At 70.3% G+C, this 17,705-nt stretch carries 15 protein-coding genes, 2 tRNA genes and 2 pseudogenes; 15 read left to right on the plus strand and 4 right to left on the minus strand.

Annotation, left to right across the window (positions count from 1 at the left end):
- Positions 1-750 precede the first annotated feature (750 nt).
- From dnaN to IMZ35_RS09520, 12 genes and pseudogenes are all read left to right on the plus strand, one after another.
- On the plus strand, positions 751-1,890 hold the full coding sequence (gene dnaN / locus IMZ35_RS09470) for a DNA polymerase III subunit beta (protein ID WP_199440606.1): 1,140 nt from the start codon (positions 751-753) through the stop codon (positions 1,888-1,890).
- 27 nt (positions 1,891-1,917) lie between these two features.
- Positions 1,918-2,832 carry a phosphogluconate dehydrogenase (NAD(+)-dependent, decarboxylating) gene (gnd, locus tag IMZ35_RS09475; RefSeq protein WP_199440607.1) on the plus strand — a complete coding sequence of 305 codons (915 nt, stop codon included), beginning with the start codon at positions 1,918-1,920 and terminating at the stop codon, positions 2,830-2,832.
- Positions 2,833-2,840: 8 nt separating this feature from the next.
- The gene (recF, locus tag IMZ35_RS09480; protein ID WP_199440608.1) at positions 2,841-3,992 is read left to right on the plus strand and encodes a DNA replication/repair protein RecF; all 1,152 of its coding nucleotides are present in this window, start codon (positions 2,841-2,843) and stop codon (positions 3,990-3,992) included.
- A gap of 196 nt (positions 3,993-4,188) precedes the next feature.
- On the plus strand, positions 4,189-4,686 hold the full coding sequence (locus tag IMZ35_RS09485) for a DciA family protein (protein ID WP_307867954.1): 498 nt from the start codon (positions 4,189-4,191) through the stop codon (positions 4,684-4,686).
- A 248-nt stretch (positions 4,687-4,934) separates the two neighbouring features.
- Positions 4,935-6,905: a DNA topoisomerase (ATP-hydrolyzing) subunit B gene (gene gyrB, locus IMZ35_RS09490; protein ID WP_199440609.1), complete on the plus strand. Its 1,971-nt coding sequence runs from the start codon at positions 4,935-4,937 to the stop codon at positions 6,903-6,905.
- Between the two features lie 55 nt (positions 6,906-6,960).
- Complete coding sequence (gene gyrA, locus IMZ35_RS09495) at positions 6,961-9,465, plus strand: DNA gyrase subunit A (protein WP_199440610.1); 2,505 nt, start codon at positions 6,961-6,963, stop codon at positions 9,463-9,465.
- Positions 9,466-9,747: 282 nt separating this feature from the next.
- Complete coding sequence (locus IMZ35_RS09500; protein ID WP_199440997.1) at positions 9,748-10,383, plus strand: DUF3566 domain-containing protein; 636 nt, start codon at positions 9,748-9,750, stop codon at positions 10,381-10,383.
- A 52-nt stretch (positions 10,384-10,435) separates the two neighbouring features.
- Positions 10,436-10,509 (plus strand) — tRNA-Ile (locus IMZ35_RS09505).
- Positions 10,510-10,785: 276 nt separating this feature from the next.
- A pseudogene (locus tag IMZ35_RS30535) lies at positions 10,786-10,899 on the plus strand (DLW-39 family protein); the annotation flags it as partial.
- 37 nt (positions 10,900-10,936) lie between these two features.
- Positions 10,937-11,009 (plus strand) — tRNA-Ala (locus IMZ35_RS09510).
- Positions 11,010-11,187: 178 nt separating this feature from the next.
- Positions 11,188-11,655 (plus strand): winged helix DNA-binding protein, encoded by a 468-nt coding sequence (locus IMZ35_RS09515; protein WP_199440611.1) that lies wholly within the window; start codon positions 11,188-11,190, stop codon positions 11,653-11,655.
- 173 nt (positions 11,656-11,828) lie between these two features.
- A pseudogene (locus IMZ35_RS09520) lies at positions 11,829-12,539 on the plus strand (PP2C family protein-serine/threonine phosphatase); the annotation flags it as partial.
- 292 nt (positions 12,540-12,831) lie between these two features.
- Here the strand turns inward: IMZ35_RS09520 and IMZ35_RS09525 are convergent.
- Positions 12,832-13,251: a DoxX family protein gene (locus IMZ35_RS09525; protein WP_199440613.1), complete on the minus strand. Its 420-nt coding sequence runs from the start codon at positions 13,249-13,251 to the stop codon at positions 12,832-12,834.
- A gap of 120 nt (positions 13,252-13,371) precedes the next feature.
- Here IMZ35_RS09525 and IMZ35_RS09530 point away from each other — a divergent pair, with 120 nt between their 5' ends.
- Positions 13,372-13,920 carry a DUF2020 domain-containing protein gene (locus tag IMZ35_RS09530; RefSeq protein WP_199440614.1) on the plus strand — a complete coding sequence of 183 codons (549 nt, stop codon included), beginning with the start codon at positions 13,372-13,374 and terminating at the stop codon, positions 13,918-13,920.
- Between the two features lie 82 nt (positions 13,921-14,002).
- On the opposite strand, the gene IMZ35_RS09535 is transcribed toward IMZ35_RS09530, so the two are convergent.
- On the minus strand, positions 14,003-14,533 hold the full coding sequence (locus IMZ35_RS09535) for a hypothetical protein (RefSeq protein WP_199440615.1): 531 nt from the start codon (positions 14,531-14,533) through the stop codon (positions 14,003-14,005).
- A 260-nt stretch (positions 14,534-14,793) separates the two neighbouring features.
- Here IMZ35_RS09535 and IMZ35_RS09540 point away from each other — a divergent pair, with 260 nt between their 5' ends.
- Positions 14,794-15,342, plus strand: a complete 549-nt coding sequence (locus IMZ35_RS09540) for a peptidylprolyl isomerase (protein WP_199440616.1) — start codon at positions 14,794-14,796, stop codon at positions 15,340-15,342.
- A gap of 10 nt (positions 15,343-15,352) precedes the next feature.
- On the plus strand, positions 15,353-16,288 hold the full coding sequence (locus IMZ35_RS09545) for a rhomboid family intramembrane serine protease (RefSeq protein WP_199440617.1): 936 nt from the start codon (positions 15,353-15,355) through the stop codon (positions 16,286-16,288).
- Between the two features lie 57 nt (positions 16,289-16,345).
- Here the strand turns inward: IMZ35_RS09545 and IMZ35_RS09550 are convergent, their stop codons facing one another.
- Positions 16,346-16,756 (minus strand): PH domain-containing protein, encoded by a 411-nt coding sequence (locus tag IMZ35_RS09550; protein WP_307867888.1) that lies wholly within the window; start codon positions 16,754-16,756, stop codon positions 16,346-16,348.
- A 236-nt stretch (positions 16,757-16,992) separates the two neighbouring features.
- Positions 16,993-17,259: a cell division protein CrgA gene (gene crgA, locus IMZ35_RS09555; protein ID WP_199440618.1), complete on the minus strand. Its 267-nt coding sequence runs from the start codon at positions 17,257-17,259 to the stop codon at positions 16,993-16,995.
- Positions 17,260-17,705: the final 446 nt, after the last annotated feature.

Here is a 17,705-nt window from a genome sequence, read left to right on the forward strand (position 1 = left end):
GGCTCACCGGGCGCCTCGGGACCGCACCGGCGGCACGCCCAGAAATCCCCCGGCCCCTCCGCCCGCCGCACCCGCGTCCAGGACGGTCGGCCCGCCGCTCGCGGGGAGCGCCGGCCGGGTTCCGCCGGAGGCTCCGCCACCCCCGTGCGCGCCGGAATTTTTCTGACCCGGCGGCCGGGACGCGCCGCGCGCCGCCGCAGAAAAGTCCCGATCGGGCGAGATCCGGGCCACGATCAGCCTGTGCAGCACCCGGGTACAACTGGCTCCACACCCGGGGATGCACCCGGGGACAACCGGCCTCTCCTGTGGACCGTTCGGACGATCCGCGGAGTTGTCCCCGGGCACGCCGATCTGTCCCCGGGTGGCACCCCGGGTCCGTCCACATGGTCGCAGGGGTCCTGAGCTGCGAAGAAGAGGGTTGTCCACACAATCCACAACGCTTACTACTACTGCTGTTCGATCTCTTGAAGAGAAGAACAAAAGAAAAACAGGGGGTTGCCGAACCCGGGGACACCTCGCCTCGCAGCGGCTCGGGAGGAGCGGGGAGGAACGACGACCCGGATGACGCGGAGGGCCTCGACGCTCTACGGTTGAGCGACCGCACCGGGGGGCAGGCCGATCGTCAGGTCGGTCGCCGATCCTCTGCGGCGGACCCGATCCGCCCTGGCGGCTCCCACCAACTCCCGACGCACGTCGCGGTGACCCGACCCTCCTGCGGTCGGTCGTGCCGAATCCGAGGAAGGACGCCTCATGAAGATCCGCGTCGAGCGCGACGGCCTGGCCGACGCCGTCGCCTGGGTCGCGCGCAGCCTGCCGTCCCGGCCGCCCGTCCCGGTGCTCGGTGGCGTGCTGCTCGACGCCGGGTCACCGGACGGCGAGCCGGGTGACGCGCTCACCGTCTCGGGCTTCGACTACGAGGTGTCCGCCACGGTCGGCGTCCCGGCGACGATCGCCGACGGCGGCCGCACCCTCGTGTCCGGCCGGCTGCTCGCCGACATCACCAAGGCGCTGCCGAACCACCCCGTCGAGATCTCCGTCGACGGCTCCCGCATGACGATCAGCTGCGGCAGCGCGCGCTTCAGCCTCCCGACGATGCCGGTCGAGGACTACCCGCAGCTCCCGGTCATGCCGCAGCTCGTGGGCGAGCTGGCCGGCGAGGTGTTCGGCGAGGCCGTGTCGCAGGTCGCCGTCGCGGCGGGCAAGGACGACACGCTGCCGATGCTGACCGGCGTCCGCGTCGAGATCGGCGGCGGCAAGCTGACCCTCGTCGCCACCGACCGCTTCCGGCTGGCGATGCGCGAGTTCCCGTGGGAGCCGAACGAGGCCCTGGACGAGACCGCGGTGCTCGTCCCGGCCAAGACGCTCGCCGACGCGGCCAAGACGCTCGGCGTCTCCGGCGGCAGGGTCGAGCTGTCGCTCGCCGCCAACGACGGACTCCTGGGTCTGTCCGGCGCCGGTCGCCGCACGACGACCCGGCTGCTCGACGCCGACTTCCCGAAGTACCGCCAGCTCCTGCCCAGCGAGCACTCCTCCGCGGCGATCATCGACGTGGACCCGCTCGTCCAGGCGGTCAAGCGCGTGTCGCTGGTCGCCGAGCGCGGCACCCAGGTCAGGCTGGAGTTCGTCGAGGGCGGCCTGCGGCTGTCCGCCGGCGGCGACGACGAGGGCAGCGCCGAGGAGGAGCTGCGCGTCGAGTACACCGGCGAGCCGGTGACGATCGCGTTCAACCCCACCTACCTGCTGGAGGGCGTGAGCGCCGTGCGCACCCCCCGCGCGCACTTGTCCTTCACCACACCCAGCCGCCCGGCGCTGCTCAAGCCGGTGGACGAAGATGGCAACGTGGCGCCCGGTTACATCTACCTGCTGATGCCCGTGCGCCTTCCAGGCTGATCCACCCAAGTGAACAGGGAGCAAGACGTGCAGCTCGGACTCGTCGGCCTCGGCAAGATGGGCTTCAACATGCGCGAGCGGATTCGCCGCGCCGGCCACGAGGTCATCGGTTACGACCGCAATCCCGAGGTCACGGACGTGGCGTCGCTCGCCGACCTCGTCGGCGCGCTGCAAGCCCCGCGCGTGGTCTGGGTGATGGTTCCCGCCGGTGAGATCACCAGGCAGACCATCGCCGAACTGGCGGACGTCCTCTCCGAGGGCGACCTCGTGATCGACGGCGGCAACTCGCGCTACACCGACGACAAGGTCAACGCGGAGCTGCTCGGCGGCAGGGGCATCGGCTACCTCGACGTCGGCGTGTCCGGCGGCGTGTGGGGCCTGGAGAACGGCTACGGCCTCATGGTCGGCGGTGAGCCCGAGATGGTCGAGCGCGCCATGCCGATCTTCGACGCGCTGCGCCCGGACGGGCCGCGCGAGGAGGGCTTCGCGCACGCCGGACCGGCGGGTGCGGGCCACTTCGCGAAGATGGTGCACAACGGCATCGAGTACGGCCTGATGCAGGCCTACGCCGAGGGCTTCGAGCTGCTCGACGCGTCCGAGCTGGTCACCGACGTGCCGTCGACGATCAAGGCGTGGCAGCGGGGCACGGTCGTGCGCTCGTGGCTGCTCGACCTGCTGGTGCGCGCGCTGGACTCCGACCCGGAGCTGGACGACCTGCGCGGTTACGTCGAGGACTCCGGCGAGGGCCGGTGGACCGTCGAGGAGGCGATCAACCACGCGGTGCCCGCGCCGGTGATCTCCGCCGCGCTGTTCGCCCGGTTCGCCTCCCGCCAGGAGGACTCCCCGGCGATGCGTGCCGTCGCGGCGCTGCGCAACCAGTTCGGCGGCCACGCGGTGCTGACCGCGGGTCCGTCGTCGGGTGCCGGCAGCACCCAGGGCTGACACCGACCGTGTACGTCCGGCACCTCCAGGTCAGCGACTTCCGCTCGTGGGAGCACGCCGACCTGGTGCTGGAGCCGGGGGTGACCGTGCTCGTCGGGCAGAACGGCCAGGGCAAGACGAACCTGGTCGAGGCGATCGGCTACGTGGCCACCCTCGGTTCGCACCGGGTGGCCACGGACGCCCCCCTCGTCCGGCAGGGCTGTCCGCGCGCGGTCGTGCGCACCGCCGTGGTCAACGAGGGGCGCGAGCTGCTCGTCGAGCTGGAGATCACGCCGGGGCGGGCGAACCGGGCGCGGATCAACCGCGGCCCCGTGCCGCGTCCGCGCGACGTGCTGGGGGTCCTGCGCACGGTGCTGTTCGCGCCGGAGGACCTGGCCCTCGTGCGGGGCGACCCCGGTGAGCGGCGGCGGTTCCTCGACGAGGTGCTCACGTCCCGCGCCCCGCGCTACGCGGGTGTGCGCAGCGACTACGAGCGCGTGCTCAAGCAGCGCGGCGCTCTGCTGAAGAGCGCGGGCGCGGCGCGGCGCGGCGGCCGGCCGGCCGACCTGAGCACGCTGGACGTGTGGGACGGGCACCTCGCCGCGCACGGCGCCGAGCTGCTCGCGGGTCGTCTCGACCTGGTCGCGGACCTCGCGCCGCACATCGCGGCGGCGTACGCGGAGGTGGCGCCCGAGTCGCGTCCGGCGCGGGTGCTCTACCGCTCGACGCTGGGCGGTTCGCAGCCCGAGGGCGTCGGCGTGCCCGGTGGCCCCCGCGCCGACCGGGAGGTGCTGGAGGACGCGCTGCTGGCCGAGCTGAACCGGGTGCGTCCGCAGGAGCTGGAGCGGGGCGTGTCGCTCGTCGGACCGCACCGCGACGACCTCGACCTCGCGCTGGGTGAGCTGCCGGCGAAGGGCTACGCCAGTCACGGAGAGTCGTGGTCGTTCGCGCTGGCGCTGCGCCTCGGGGCGTACGAACTGCTGCGCGCCGACGGCACGGAACCGGTGCTCGTGCTGGACGACGTGTTCGCCGAACTCGACCGGCGGCGGCGCGCGCAGCTCGCGAAGGTCGCCTCGGGGGCCGAGCAGGTCCTCATCACGGCCGCGGTCGCGGAGGACGTTCCCGAGGAGTTGTCCGGTGCCCGTTTCGAGGTGCACGGCGGAGAGGTGCGACGTGTCTGACGAACGCCCCCTCTCCCCACAACCACTGGGCCCGTCCGGGAGCAAAGTACCCACATCTGGGGACAACCCTGTGGATGGTGTGGATAACTCCGTCACTGCACGACAACAACCGGCCCAAAAATCGGACATTTCGTCTTCTGGCGTCCCACTGTCGAGTGGTTCCTCCCCGACTGACAGCAACAAGGACCCACAGCCCCTGACCGGGTCGGACCTCGCGAGAGCCGCCCTGGAGGCGGCGCGCGCCTCCGCGAAGTCCCGCGGCAGGCAGCCGGGACGGCGCGTCGGGGGAGGCCCGGTGCGCCGCCGCAGGCGCTCGTGGTCCGGCGCGGGGCCGGACGACCGCGACCCGCAGCCGCTGGGCAGGCTGGCCTCGCGGCTCGCCGCCGACCGCGGCTGGGCGGAGCGGCTGGCGGGTGGCCAGGTCTTCGGCCGGTGGGCGAAGCTGGTCGGCGAGGAGGTCGCCGAGCACGCCAAGCCGATCGCTCTCAGTGACGGCGAGCTGACCGTCCAGGCCGAGTCGACGGCGTGGGCGACCCAGTTGCGCCTGCTCCAGCGGCAGCTCCTGGTGCGCATCGCGGCCGGGGTGGGCGACGGCGTCGTGAAGAGGCTGAAGGTGCAGGGTCCGGCTGCGCCGAGCTGGCGGTACGGCCCCAGGCACGTTCCGGGGCGCGGTCCGCGCGACACCTACGGCTGACCCCCGTCCGGCGCGCAGCGGCGATCCTGTCGCCCGATGAGCGCCAACCTGCGGATTTCAACCCCCGCAGCGGCCTGCCGGACTCGCCCGCCCCTCGCCCAGGGCCTCTGTGAGCAAACCAGAGGTGTCCTCGGCGCGTTTCTGTCGGTCCCTCCCAGTAGACTGTGGACAGGCGTGAGAGCGGGCATCCCCCGAGTTCAGCCCCCTCAGCACCACCAGTCGCTTCAGTCCGAGGAGACACCAGCCCCGTGGCAGCCAAGAAGAACGAATACGGCGCGTCGTCGATCACCGTCCTCGAAGGTCTGGAGGCGGTGCGCAAGCGGCCCGGCATGTACATCGGTTCCACCGGCGAGCGCGGACTGCACCACCTGATCTGGGAGGTCGTCGACAACTCGGTCGACGAGGCGATGGCGGGACACGCGACGACGGTCGACGTCACCCTGCTCGCCGACGGTGGCGTCCGCGTGATCGACGACGGCCGCGGCATCCCCGTGGACATCCACCCGGTCGAGGGCGTGCCGACCCTGGAGGTCGTGCTCACCAAGCTCCACGCGGGCGGTAAGTTCGACAGCGACTCCTACGCGGTGTCCGGCGGTCTGCACGGCGTCGGCATCTCCGTGGTGAACGCGCTGTCGAGCCGCGTCGACGTGGAGATCAAGCGCGACGGTTTCACGTGGAACCAGACCTACGAGCACAGCAAGCCCGCCCACGACCTCGTCAAGGGCGCGCCGAGCACCGAGACCGGCACCACGATCACGTTCTGGGCCGACCCGACGATCTTCGAGACCACCGACTACACGATCGAGACGATCGCGCGGCGGCTCCAGGAGATGGCGTTCCTGAACAAGGGGCTGACCATCGTCCTGCGCGACGAGCGGGTCGCCGAGGCCGACACCGAGGCCGACGCCGAGGGGCGGGTGGCCGCCGTCAAGGAGCGCGTCTACCACTACCCGGGTGGGCTGGAGGACTTCGTCCGGCACATCAACCACACCCGCGAGGCCGTGCACCAGAAGGTCGTCGGGTTCGAGGTCAAGGGCGACGGCCTCGAGGTCGAGATCGCGATGCAGTGGAACACCGGCTACACGCCGTCGGTCTACACCTTCGCGAACACGATCAACACGCACGAGGGCGGCACGCACGAGGAGGGCTTCCGCGCGGCGCTGACCAGGGTGGTCAACGAGTACGCGCGCGACAAGAAGCTGCTCAAGGAGAAGGACACCAACCTCACCGGCGACGACATCCGCGAGGGCCTGGCCGCGATCATCTCGGTCAAGCTCAAGGAGCCGCAGTTCGAGGGGCAGACGAAGACGAAGCTCGGCAACTCCGAGGCCAAGTCCTTCGTGCAGAAGTCGACCAACGAGCACCTCGCCGACTGGTTCGAGCGCCACCCGAACGAGGCCAGGGCCATCGTCACCAAGGCCGTCTCCTCGGCGCAGGCCCGGATGGCCGCCCGCAAGGCGCGCGAGCTGGTCCGCCGCAAGGGAGCCCTGGACATCGGCGGCCTGCCCGGCAAGCTCAAGGACTGCCGCTCCACGAACCCCGAGGAGTGCGAGCTCTACGTCGTCGAGGGCGACTCCGCCGGCGGTTCGGCCAAGGAGGGCCGGGACTCGATGTTCCAGGCGATCCTGCCGATCCGCGGCAAGATCATCAACGTGGAGAAGGCGCGCATCGACCGCGTGCTGAAGAACACCGAGGTGCAGAGCATGATCACCGCTCTCGGCACCGGCATCCACGACGAGTTCGACGTGACGAAGATCCGCTACCACAAGATCATCATCATGGCGGACGCCGACGTCGACGGTCAGCACATCCGCACGCTGCTGCTCACCCTGCTGTTCCGCTTCATGCGCCCCCTGATCGAGCACGGCCACGTCTACATCGCGCAGCCGCCGCTCTACAAGATCAAGTGGCAGCGCACGGACCCGGAGTACGCCTACAGCGACCGCGAGCGCGACGGCCTGATCGAGCAGGGGCTCGCGAACGGCAAGAAGCTCGGCCGCGACGACAACATCCAGCGCTACAAGGGCCTCGGCGAGATGAACGCCGAGGAGCTGTGGGACACCACCATGGACCCCGCGAACCGGGTCCTCCTCCAGGTCACCATGGACGACGCGGCCACCGCCGACGAGCTGTTCAGCGTGCTCATGGGCGAGGACGTCGAGGCCCGCCGCTCGTTCATCACCCGCAACGCCAAGGACGTCCGCTTCCTGGACGTGTGATCCGGGCGCGAACCACTCCAGGTAGAGCACGGCTGGCGAAGAGGAAAGAAGAACCGTGACCGAGACGACCCTGCCCCCGGAGCACGACCGCACCGAGCCGGTCGACATCCAGCACGAGATGCAGCGCTCCTACATCGACTACGCGATGAGCGTCATCGTCGGCCGAGCGCTGCCCGACGCCCGCGACGGGCTCAAGCCCGTGCACGTCCGCATCCTGTACTCGATGTTCGACTCCGGCTTCCGCCCGGAGCGCGGCTACAACAAGTGCGCCCGCGTGGTCGGCGACGTGATGGGCAACTACCACCCGCACGGCGACTCGTCGATCTACGACGCGCTCGTGCGGCTGGCCCAGCCCTGGTCGATGCGCTACCCGCTGATCGACGGCCAGGGCAACTTCGGCTCCCAGGGCAACGACCCGGCCGCCGCGATGAGGTACACGGAGTGCCGCCTCACGCCGCTGGCGATGCACATGCTGGCGGACATCGAGGAAGAGACCGTCGACTTCCGCGACAACTACGACGGTCGCATCCAGGAGCCGGTGGTCCTGCCGTCGCGCGTGCCGAACCTGCTGATCAACGGCAGTTCGGGCATCGCGGTCGGCATGGCGACCAACATCCCGCCGCACAACCTGCGCGAGGTGGCGGACGGCGTGGTGTGGGCGCTGGAGAACTGGGAGGCCTCCGAGGAGGACACGCTGGAGGCGATGATCCAGCGGATCAAGGGCCCGGACTTCCCGACCAGCGGCCTGATCCTCGGCACGGCCGGCATCGAGGACGCGTACCGCACGGGCCGCGGCTCGGTGAAGATGCGCGCCGTGGTCGACATGGACGAGGACTCCAAGGGACGCGTCGTCCTGATCGTCACGGAGCTGCCGTTCCAGGTGAACCCGGACAACCTGGTCGAGAACATCGCCTCGCTGGTGCGCGAGCAGAAGCTGCACGGCATCGCGAACATCGCCGACGAGTCGAACAGCCGTCGCGGGATGCGCATCGTGATCACGCTCAAGCGCGACTCGGTGCCGAAGGTCGTGCTGAACAACCTCTACAAGCACACCCAGCTCCAGTACTCGTTCGGCGTGAACATGCTGGCTCTGGTCGACGGGGTGCCGCGCACCCTGCGCATCGACCAGGTGATCCGGCACTACATCAAGCACCAGGTCGAGGTCATCGTCCGGCGCACCAGGTTCCGGTTGCGCAAGGCGGAGGAGCGGGCTCACGTCCTGCGCGGCCTGGTCAAGGCGCTCGACGCGCTGGACGAGGTCATCGCGCTGATCCGCCGGTCGCCGACGCCCGACGTGGCGCGGTCCGGTCTGATGGAGCTGCTGTCGGTCGACGAGATCCAGGCGAACGCGGTCCTGGAGATGCAGCTGCGCCGCCTGGCGGCCCTGGAGCGTCAGAAGATCATCGACCAGCTGGCCGAGATCGAGCTGGAGATCGCCGACCTCCAGGACATCCTGGCGAAGCCGGAGCGTCAGCGGACGATCATCCGCGACGAGCTGCGGGCGATCGTGGACAAGCACGGCGACGACCGCCGCACGAAGATCATCGCGTTCGACGGCGACGTGTCGATGGAAGACCTGATCGCGGTCGAGGACGTCGTGGTCACGATCACACGCACGGGCTACGCCAAGCGCACGAAGACGGACCTGTACCGCTCGCAGAAGCGCGGCGGCAAGGGCGTGCAGGGAGCGGCGCTCAAACAGGACGACATCGTTGCCCACTTCTTCGTGTGCTCGACGCACGACTGGATCCTGTTCTTCACGAACAAGGGCAGGGTCTACCGCGCGAAGGCCTACGAACTCCCCGAGGCGAACCGCAACGCGCGCGGTCAGCACGTGGCGAACCTGCTCGCGTTCCAGCCGGACGAGGAGATCGCCCAGGTCATCCAGATCAAGAACTACGAGGTGGCGCCGTACCTGGTGCTGGCCACGAAGTCGGGTCTGGTGAAGAAGTCGAAGCTGACCGACTTCGACTCCAACCGCTCGGGCGGCCTGATCGGCATCAACCTGCGGGACACGGACGAGCTGGTCGGAGCCGTGCTGTGCTCCTCGGACGACGATCTGCTGCTGGTCTCGGCGGACGGTCAGTCGATCAGGTTCCACGCGAGCGACGAGGCGTTGCGGCCGATGGGCCGGGCCACCTCCGGCGTGCTGGGGATGCGTTTCAACTCCGGTGACGAACTGCTGTCAATGGGTGTCGTCCAGGAGGGTCGTTTTGTTTTGGTCGCGACGGACGGCGGGTATGCCAAGCGCACTCCGCTCGAGGACTACCCGGTCCAGGGGCGGGGCGGAAAGGGCGTGCTCACGATCCAGCACGACCGTCGGCGTGGGAGGCTTGTCGGAGCGCTCATCGTTGACGTCGAGGACGAGCTGTACGCGATCACGTCCACCGGCGGGGTCATCCGGACCAGTGCCAGGGAAGTGCGCAAGGCGGGCCGGCAGACGAAGGGAGTTCGCCTGATGAACCTGGGCGAGGGAACGACCCTGATCGCTGTCGCGCGCAACGCGGACGAGCCGGTCGACGTCTCCGACGGTGTGGAACCGGCCGAGCCGGCCAACTGACAGCGGACGAGAGGTTGAGGACTGCTCGTGACTTCACCGGACAACCGAGAAGGTCGGGACGCGGAAAAGACCGCGGTGATCACACGGCCGACCGGCGCCGACGCGGAGTCGACGAAGGCCGCTGAGGAGGCGCGCGCCGGAACCGGTGCCGTTCCCGCGCAGCCGCCCGCCGAACCCGCCGGCGCCGACGCCAGGGGCACGAGCAGTCCCGAGCCCGTGCCGCCGTCGCAGCCCGCCGACGCCGCGCGGGACGTGACGGCGGACCGCGCCGAGACCGTCGACATGCCTCCGCCGCCGTGGCAGCGCGTTCCGAACGACGCGCAGCAGACGGCGACGCCGGACGGGGACGCGCCCCCGGTGGCGCAGAGCGATCAGCACACCGTCGAGACGCGGGTGCCGACGTACCCGGCGCAGGACCCGGACACGATCGCGGTGGCCCGGCCGGTGATCCCCGGCGCGGAGCCGCAGACCGGGAGCAACCGCACGTCGGTCAACCTGGGGCAGTCCGCGGCGCGTCCCGGCGCGGCGCCGTCGAACTCGCGGCGTCCCGGCAGGGGACCGCGCAGGGCGAGCCTCCAGGTCAAGCGGATCGACCCGTGGTCGGTGCTGAAGCTGGCGCTGGTGCTGAGCGTCGCGCTGTTCTTCGTCTGGCTGGTGGCGGTGGGCGTGCTGTACGGCGTGCTCAACGGCATGGGCGTGTGGGACAAGATCAACAGCACGGCGAACGACCTGCTCCAGGGCGACGAGCCGACGGGTGACCCGCTGATCAGCGCGGGTCGCGTGTTCGGTGTCGCCGCCGTCATTGGCGCGGTCAACATCGTGCTGTTCACCGCTCTGGCGACGGTGAGCGCGTTCGTCTACAACGTGTCCGCGGACCTCGCGGGCGGCTTGGAGCTCACGCTCTCCGAGCGCGAGTGACCCGATTTGGGGCAGCGTCGAGGGATGCGGTAACCTTTCGGCGTTGCCCCGAGGGCCTATAGCTCAGACGGTTAGAGCGCTTCGCTGATAACGAAGAGGTCGCTGGTTCGAGTCCAGCTAGGCCCACGATCGGTGTGGTGGAGGTCTGTCCGCAGAAAGCGCGGACCTCCACCGATCGCCGTCACACTGGGGGTCGAACCCCCAAACCCCCGCCAGGGGGCAAGCCCCCTGGACCCCCTGCGGTGGCCGCCTTCGCTTCGCTCGGCTTCACTTCTCGTGGCTGGCTGGCTGATGGTTCACCTGGCTCCTTGCACCTCTGGTGTTGTGTTCGAGCCGCTGGTGGCCTGGTTCTCGGCTAGGGTGGACGGGGTCTCTGGTTGGTCTTTTTGAAGGGGACGAACTGTGAAGAAGCTTCTGGTGCTCGCTGTGGTCGCCGGTGCGGCGCTGCTGTTCGTCAAGCGCAACCGCTCGGCCAAGGCCGAGGCCGACCTGTGGCGCGAGGCCACCGCTCCCACCAGCTGAATTCGCGCGGGCGGTTCTGCCGCCCCGTGACGGGGACGTAGCTCAATTGGCAGAGCACCGCCTTTGCAAGGCGGGGGTTAGGGGTTCGATTCCCCTCGTCTCCACCGGAGAACTGCACGCACGAACGCCGGATGGGCGGAGACCGATCACCGGTCTCCGCCCATCCGGCGTTCGCGGCGTCGTCGGGTGTGATGTTCGTGGCACGGTCGGCGCTCTTGACCTCGACCTCGGTGGAGTTCTTACGGTCTCCTGGTCAGTGATCTCTCACCGAAGGCGGCTCACATGATCAGTCAGCACCTCTCCGACGCCGAACTCGCGGTCCAGCCCGCCGCGTACTGGACCGGCGTGGCCCACGAGGCCCTCATCGCCTTCACCCGGGCTCAGCAGGCCGAGCTCGGCTTCACCCAGCCCCAGTACTGGCTGCTCCGCAACCTGTCGGTGAACGACATCTCGCCCGACGGCCGGGGCATGACCGTCCCCGAGCTCCAGCGGGCGATGAGCACCTACCTCAGGCCCGAGGACGACCTGGAGGCGGAGGCGGAGGTTCTGGTGGAGCGGGGCTGGCTCACGCGTGACGGCGAGACACGGTTGTGGATCACCGAGGCGGGGGACGAAGCCCGTGCCGGCCTCAAGAAGCACGCTCCGGTGATCCGCGATCGCATCCACGAGGGCATCGACGACACCGACTACGTCACCGCCCTGAGGGTGCTCCTGCGGATGATTCGCAACACGGGCGGCCCGGTGGTCTGAGCGCCTGGTCGGACGTCCGATCCGGCGCCGCGGTGCGGCCCCGCTCCCGTGTTTCGGTTTCGCGTCGTGCGTCGCGGCCCGGTATCACCACATCAGGTGATCAGGCTAGGGTGGGCGGCCCGGGCCACGTGGTGTCCCGATCCGACTGGCAAAAGGGTGACCGGGCTTCGCTCATGACTCTCGTCCTCAACTACGCGGCGCGCAGCGACCGAGGTCTGGTCCGCTCCAACAACCAGGACTCCGCGTACGCGGGTCAGTACCTCCTCGCGGTCGCCGACGGCATGGGCGGCTACGCGGGTGGTGAGGTCGCGAGCAAGGTCGTCATCGCCGCGCTCGCGCTCCTCGACGAGAACGAGCCGGGCGAGGACCTCCTCGACCAGCTGCGCGACGCGACGCGCGCGGGCAACGGCGCCATCGCCGACCTGGTGGACATCGACCCCGAGCTCGACGGCATGGGCACGACGCTGTCGGCCGTCCTGTTCACCGGCAGCCGCATCGGCCTGGTGCACATCGGCGACTCGCGCGTCTACCTGCTGCGGGGCGGCACGTTCTCCCAGATCACCCACGACGACTCGTTCGTGCAGTCGCTCGTGGACGAGGGGCGCATCACGCAGGACGAGGCGGCGGTCCACCCGCAGCGGTCGCTGCTGATCAAGGCGCTCACCGGGTACGAGGTCGAGCCGAAGCTGACGATCCGCGAGGCGAGGGCGGGGGACAGGTACCTGCTGTGCTCCGACGGCCTGTCCGGCGTCGTCGCGCCCGAGATGCTGAGCGAGGTCATCCGCACCCCGGACCGCCAGGCGTGCGCCGACCGGCTCATCGAGCTGGCGCTGGAGGGCGGCGGCCCGGACAACGTGACCGTCATCGTGGCCGACGTCGTGGAGAAGCCCGACGAGCCGCAGCAGCACGCCGGCAACGGGACGCGCCCCGGCACGCTGCGCCCGGTCGACGCCGACGGGCCGCAGACCGGCCCGATCTCGATCATCCGCGATCACCAGCTCCAGCAGGCGCAGCACCCGCACGACCAGCAGCGGAGCGGCGGCAGGGGGAAGCTCGTGCTGATCCTCGTGCTCGTGCTCCTGCTGCTGATCGCCGGTGGTGCCGTCGCGGCCTGGTACTTCCTGCTCGGCGGCAACGCCTGACGTCGTCGTCGGCGTGCTCGCCCGGCCCGGCCGGTCAGGCGGGCTGAGGCACCCGCGTCTCGGTCCGGCGAGCGGCGACGACGTTGTCGAGCGCCCACACGCCGGGGCCGGTGAACGCGATCAGCACGAACGCCCAGGCGAACAGCGTCGAGGTCTCGCCGCCGTTCTCGATCGGCAGCAGGCCCTGCGGCTGGTGCACCACGAAGTAGGCGTACGCCATGGAGCCCGACGCCAGGAGCGCCGCTCCGCGCGTGCCCAGGCCCAGGACGACCAGCCCACCGCAGACGACCTGGATCACCGCGGCCCAGCCGCTGGGCCAGGTGGTGAACGGAACGGCCGCCTTGGCGCCCAGGACGCCGAAGAGCGTCTTCACGCCGTGGATCACGAACAGGCCGCCCACGACGACGCGGAACAGGGCGAGCACGTGGTCACGGCCGCGGTCCAAGAAGTCCATGTCTTTCGTCCTCACTGTGCAGGGGGGGTGCGGTGAGGACAAGTTAGCCGTGGTCACGGTGCGCGATCGCGTCGTGACGCTGTCGATTGCCTATGGATCTTCTGGTTGACTGTCCGCGCCATGATTCGCGTCTCACGAGTCCTGCCGTCCCTGCTGTTGCTCGGTGTCGTCGCCGCATGCGGCTCGACCGGAACCGAAGCCCAGTCGGCCCCGCAGGCCACCCCCAGAGCAGAGCAGTCCACCAGCCGGGCACCGGAGGGTCCGCCCCCGGCTCCGGAACCCGTCGCCGACGGGCCCTGTCCCTACCTCGACACCGGGTTCGTCGCGGAGAAGAACGGCCAGCTCGTGCCGAAGGTGCGGCTGTCGGCGGACGAACCCACGCCGACGTGCTTCTTCTACGCCAGCGCCACGGAGGTCCAGCTCACCGTGCGCGTGTACGAGGGCGAGGCCGCGGTGGCGAAGTCCGTCGTGGACGAGGCCGCGCCGATCGCCGACTCGAACCCCGCGAAGGCGCCGGCCGGGTGGGAGGGCGGTTCGCTGGCCACCGGTGCGGGCGCGGTCTACGCGGTCGCGAAGGGCGGCTCCGCCGTGGTCGTCACGAGCAACCAGAAGCAGACCGTCAAGCCCAAGCAGATCGCCGAGGAGGCGATCACCAACCTGGGGCTGTGATCACCGGCGCACCGCTGTTCGGGCACGCCACAGCGCCGCGGTGCGCATCGCACCGCGGCGCCGCCGACCCGGCACGCCGGGCTCAGATCTGGCGGTCCGTCACCTGGCCGTTGCGCGCGCCCTGGCTCTCCTGGACGTCGACCACCTCGACGACCTCGTCCTCGGCCACGACGACCACGTCGGCGGTCGCCGGAGTGGTGGGCGCGTCCTCGTCGTGCAGGTGGATCTCCTCCGGGCGACGCGTGAGCGCCACGTAACCGGCGACGACACCGGCCACCAGGAGACCGAGCACCCACGGCCAGCGGCGGGGCTGCTGCGGCTCGACGGAGCTGGCGAAGTCCTTGCGGGCCTTCTTCGCGGCCTTGCGGAGCTCCTTGGCCCTGCCCTTGGCCTGCTTGCGGGTCAGCTGCGCGCTCCTGCCGACCTCCTTGCGGACCTCCTCGGCCCTGCTGAGCAGGTCGGCACGCGTGGCAGTGGTCTTCTTGGCGAACTGCTTGCGCTGCTTCGCGAGCTTCTTGCGCGACTTGCGGGTCGACTTCTCGAACTCCTCGGCCTTCCCGGCGAGGAGGTCGGCGCGCTCGGCGAGCACGCTGCGCACGGAGTCAGCGGTCACGCCGCGCTCCGCGAGCTTGTGCTCCGCGCGCGCAGCGACCTGGGCCGCAGCATCGGCACTGACCTGACCTGCGCGAACAGCCTGGATTCTGGCGGCGCGAAGTCCTGTGCCCACCGCCTTTCCCACCGACTCCCCCGCTCGGGTCATGACCTCTACCTCGTCCATCCTGTGCTCCGAAAGCTGCCGGTCAGTCATGTCCTCTCCTGTACCCCGTACTGCCCCTCCCCGAACATCCGGGCCGGTAGTGGCACGATGGTGGGGTGGCTGACAGCAACGAATCCTTCGTCGGGACCAAGGTGACGGCGACTCTGCACACCTCGCAGGGCGACATCCGCGTGAACCTCTTCCCCGACCACGCTCCCAAGACGGTGGCGAACTTCGTCGGTCTGGCCGAGGGGACCAAGGAGTACTCCGAACCCAACGCCAGGGGCGAGCAGAGCGGTCCGTTCTACGACGGGTCCATCTTCCACCGCGTCATCGACGGCTTCATGCTCCAGGCGGGTGACCCCACGGGCACCGGCCGCGGTGGCCCCGGCTACCGCTTCGCCGACGAGTTCCACCCGGAACTCCAGTTCAACAAGCCCTACCTGCTGGCGATGGCGAACGCGGGCCCGAACACCAACGGCTCGCAGTTCTTCATCACGGTGGCGCCGACGACGTGGCTGAACTTCAAGCACACGATCTTCGGCGAGGTCGCCGACCAGGAGTCGCGCGCGGTCGTGGACGCGATCGGCTCCACGCCGACCGCGTCCGGTGACCGTCCCGTCAACGACGTGGTGATCGAGAAGCTCTCGATCGAGCGGGCCTGACCGCGGCGCGTTGACCAACTCGCCAGTTCCCCCCGGTGAGCCGGTCGGGGCGCGGCCGGAACTGCCGGCCTGCGCACGTCATCCCGACCGGCCCACCGGGCTGCGCTGCACGAGGTGCGAGCGTCCGGCGTGCCCGGACTGCCTGCGCGAGGCGTCGGTGGGCTACCAGTGCGTGGACTGCGTCCGCGAGGGGCAGCGCACCGTGCGCCGTCCCACCACCGTCGCGGGAGGCCGGGTCACCGGCACACCGCTGGTGACACCGGTGCTGATGGCGCTGAACGTGATCGTGTTCGTGATCACCGCTGCCCAGGCGGGCAGCGTCGGCGACAACCAGGACTCGTCGCTGTTCAACACCTGGACCCTGCTGCCGCCCGCCGTGGCGAACGGCGAGTTCTGGCGGTTGCTCACGTCGGGCTTCCTGCACTTCGGGCCCGCGCACCTGGTGCTGAACATGCTGGCGCTGTGGATGCTGGGCCGTGAGCTGGAGCCGGTGCTCGGCCGCGTGCGCTTCTCGGCGGTCTACCTGCTGTCGCTGCTCGGCGGCGGTGTGACGGCCTACGTGTTCGGCGCGGCGTTCAGCAACGTCGCCGGCGCGTCCGGAGCGATCTTCGGCCTGATGGGAGCCATGCTGGTCGTGCTGCTCCGGCGCAGGTCCAGCCCCGGCCCGGTCATGACGATCATCGCCTTGAACGTGTTCATCAGCATCACCGTGCCGGGCATCTCGCTGCTCGGGCACCTCGGCGGGCTGGTGGTGGGCGCGCTGGTGACCGCGGGTCTGCTCTACGCGCCCCGCGAGCGGCGGAACGCCTGGCAGGCGGGGGCGGTCGTGGCACTGCTGCTGGTGCTGCTGTCGCTCGTGCCCGTGCGCAACGCGCAGCTGCTCGACGCGGGACTGCACGTCGTCCCGTGCCGGGACGGCGTCCACGTCTGCATCGGCGTCCGCTAGGCCGCCGCACCCGGTCCGGAGCGGGCCCGTCCACGCGGACGGGCCCGCCCCGGGTCGTCAAGGGCGCAGGGCGTGCAGCACGTCCGCCACCTCGACCGGGTCCGTGCCGAGGTCCAGACGGGTGAGCACGACCAGGTGCTCGTCCTCACCGCTGCGGCAGTCCAGCTCCAGGCTCTGCGAGTCACGGCCGAGGCGGCGGCTGTGGACCAGGCGCACCGTCACGTCGTGCCACGGCCAGTGCCGCCGGCCGGTGAGACCGCGCACGGCGAGGCCCGTGTCGTCGGTCGCGAGGCGGGGTCGCGCGATCGTGCCGTACAGGGCCAGGAACAGCAGCAGTGCCGCGGCGAGGCCCAGGATCAGCCGTCCGGTGTTCTCCTCGGCGAGCACGGCCAGCGCCAGCGCCACGACGCCACCCGCCCACGCCGTGCCCACCGCGCCGCTCTGCGGCGACCAGTTCGTCGGTGTCACGTCGTCGATCCTCCCGCACTCCGGCGACCGCGGACGCCCCGGACTGTGGACAACCGGAGCCCCGGACCGGCGCTTGTGCAACTTCTCGCAAAGTTGTCCACAGGAGTTGTCCCCACTGGGGATGAGTTGCACGCGTGTGGTTCGGTGACGCGCGAGTGGACGGGAGAGGACGCGGGGTGAACGCGGAGCGGCCCGGACGTGGGGACGTCCGGGCCGGTGAGCACGACGGGTGAGGGCTACCGCCAGCGCATCGTCATGAGGAGGCCGACGATCATCAGCGCGAAGCCGATCGCGAAGTTCCAGGAACCGAGTTCCATCATGACCGGGATCTTCTCGCCGGCGATGTAGTTCACGACGAGCCACGCGAGGCCGAGCAGCATCACGCCCAGCATCACCGCCACGTACACCGGGTGGGACGGCCCCGCGGCCTTCACCTTCACGGGCGTGCGACGGTCGGACGGAGCGGTGTACACGGCCTTCTTGCGGACCTTGGACTTCGGCATGCTGTCCTCGCCTGACGATGAATGTCCCCAGTGGCGCCAGTTTACGCTCACTGCCGGATGAACACGTTAACGTAGCGGAGGGGCGCAGCGAACCACGTGCAGACCCGCATCCTTCGCATTCACACTCTGGTCGGGAGGTTCTTCCGGTGAGTCACGACCCGCCGCCTCCTCCGAGAGGCGGCCAGCCGGGGCATCCGCCGCGCCCCCAGCGCCCGTCCCCCGAGGCTCCGCCCGCGCCTCACCAGGAAGAGCAGCAGGTGGCGCCGCCGTCGTCGCAGGCCGGGCCGCGCCCGGTGCAGGGTCCTCCGGGAGCCGGTCCCCGGCCGGGGCCGTACCCGCCCGCCGGACCCCAGCAGGGCCGCCCCGCGCCGCGCCCGCACCCGGGCCTCCGGCCGCAGGGACCGCAGGGAGCGCCGTTCGCGCCCGGCGCCGCTCCACCCGCCGGG

The sequence above is a fragment of the Umezawaea beigongshangensis genome (assembly GCF_016464305.1).
GTDB classification, from domain to species: domain Bacteria; phylum Actinomycetota; class Actinomycetes; order Mycobacteriales; family Pseudonocardiaceae; genus Umezawaea_A; species Umezawaea_A beigongshangensis.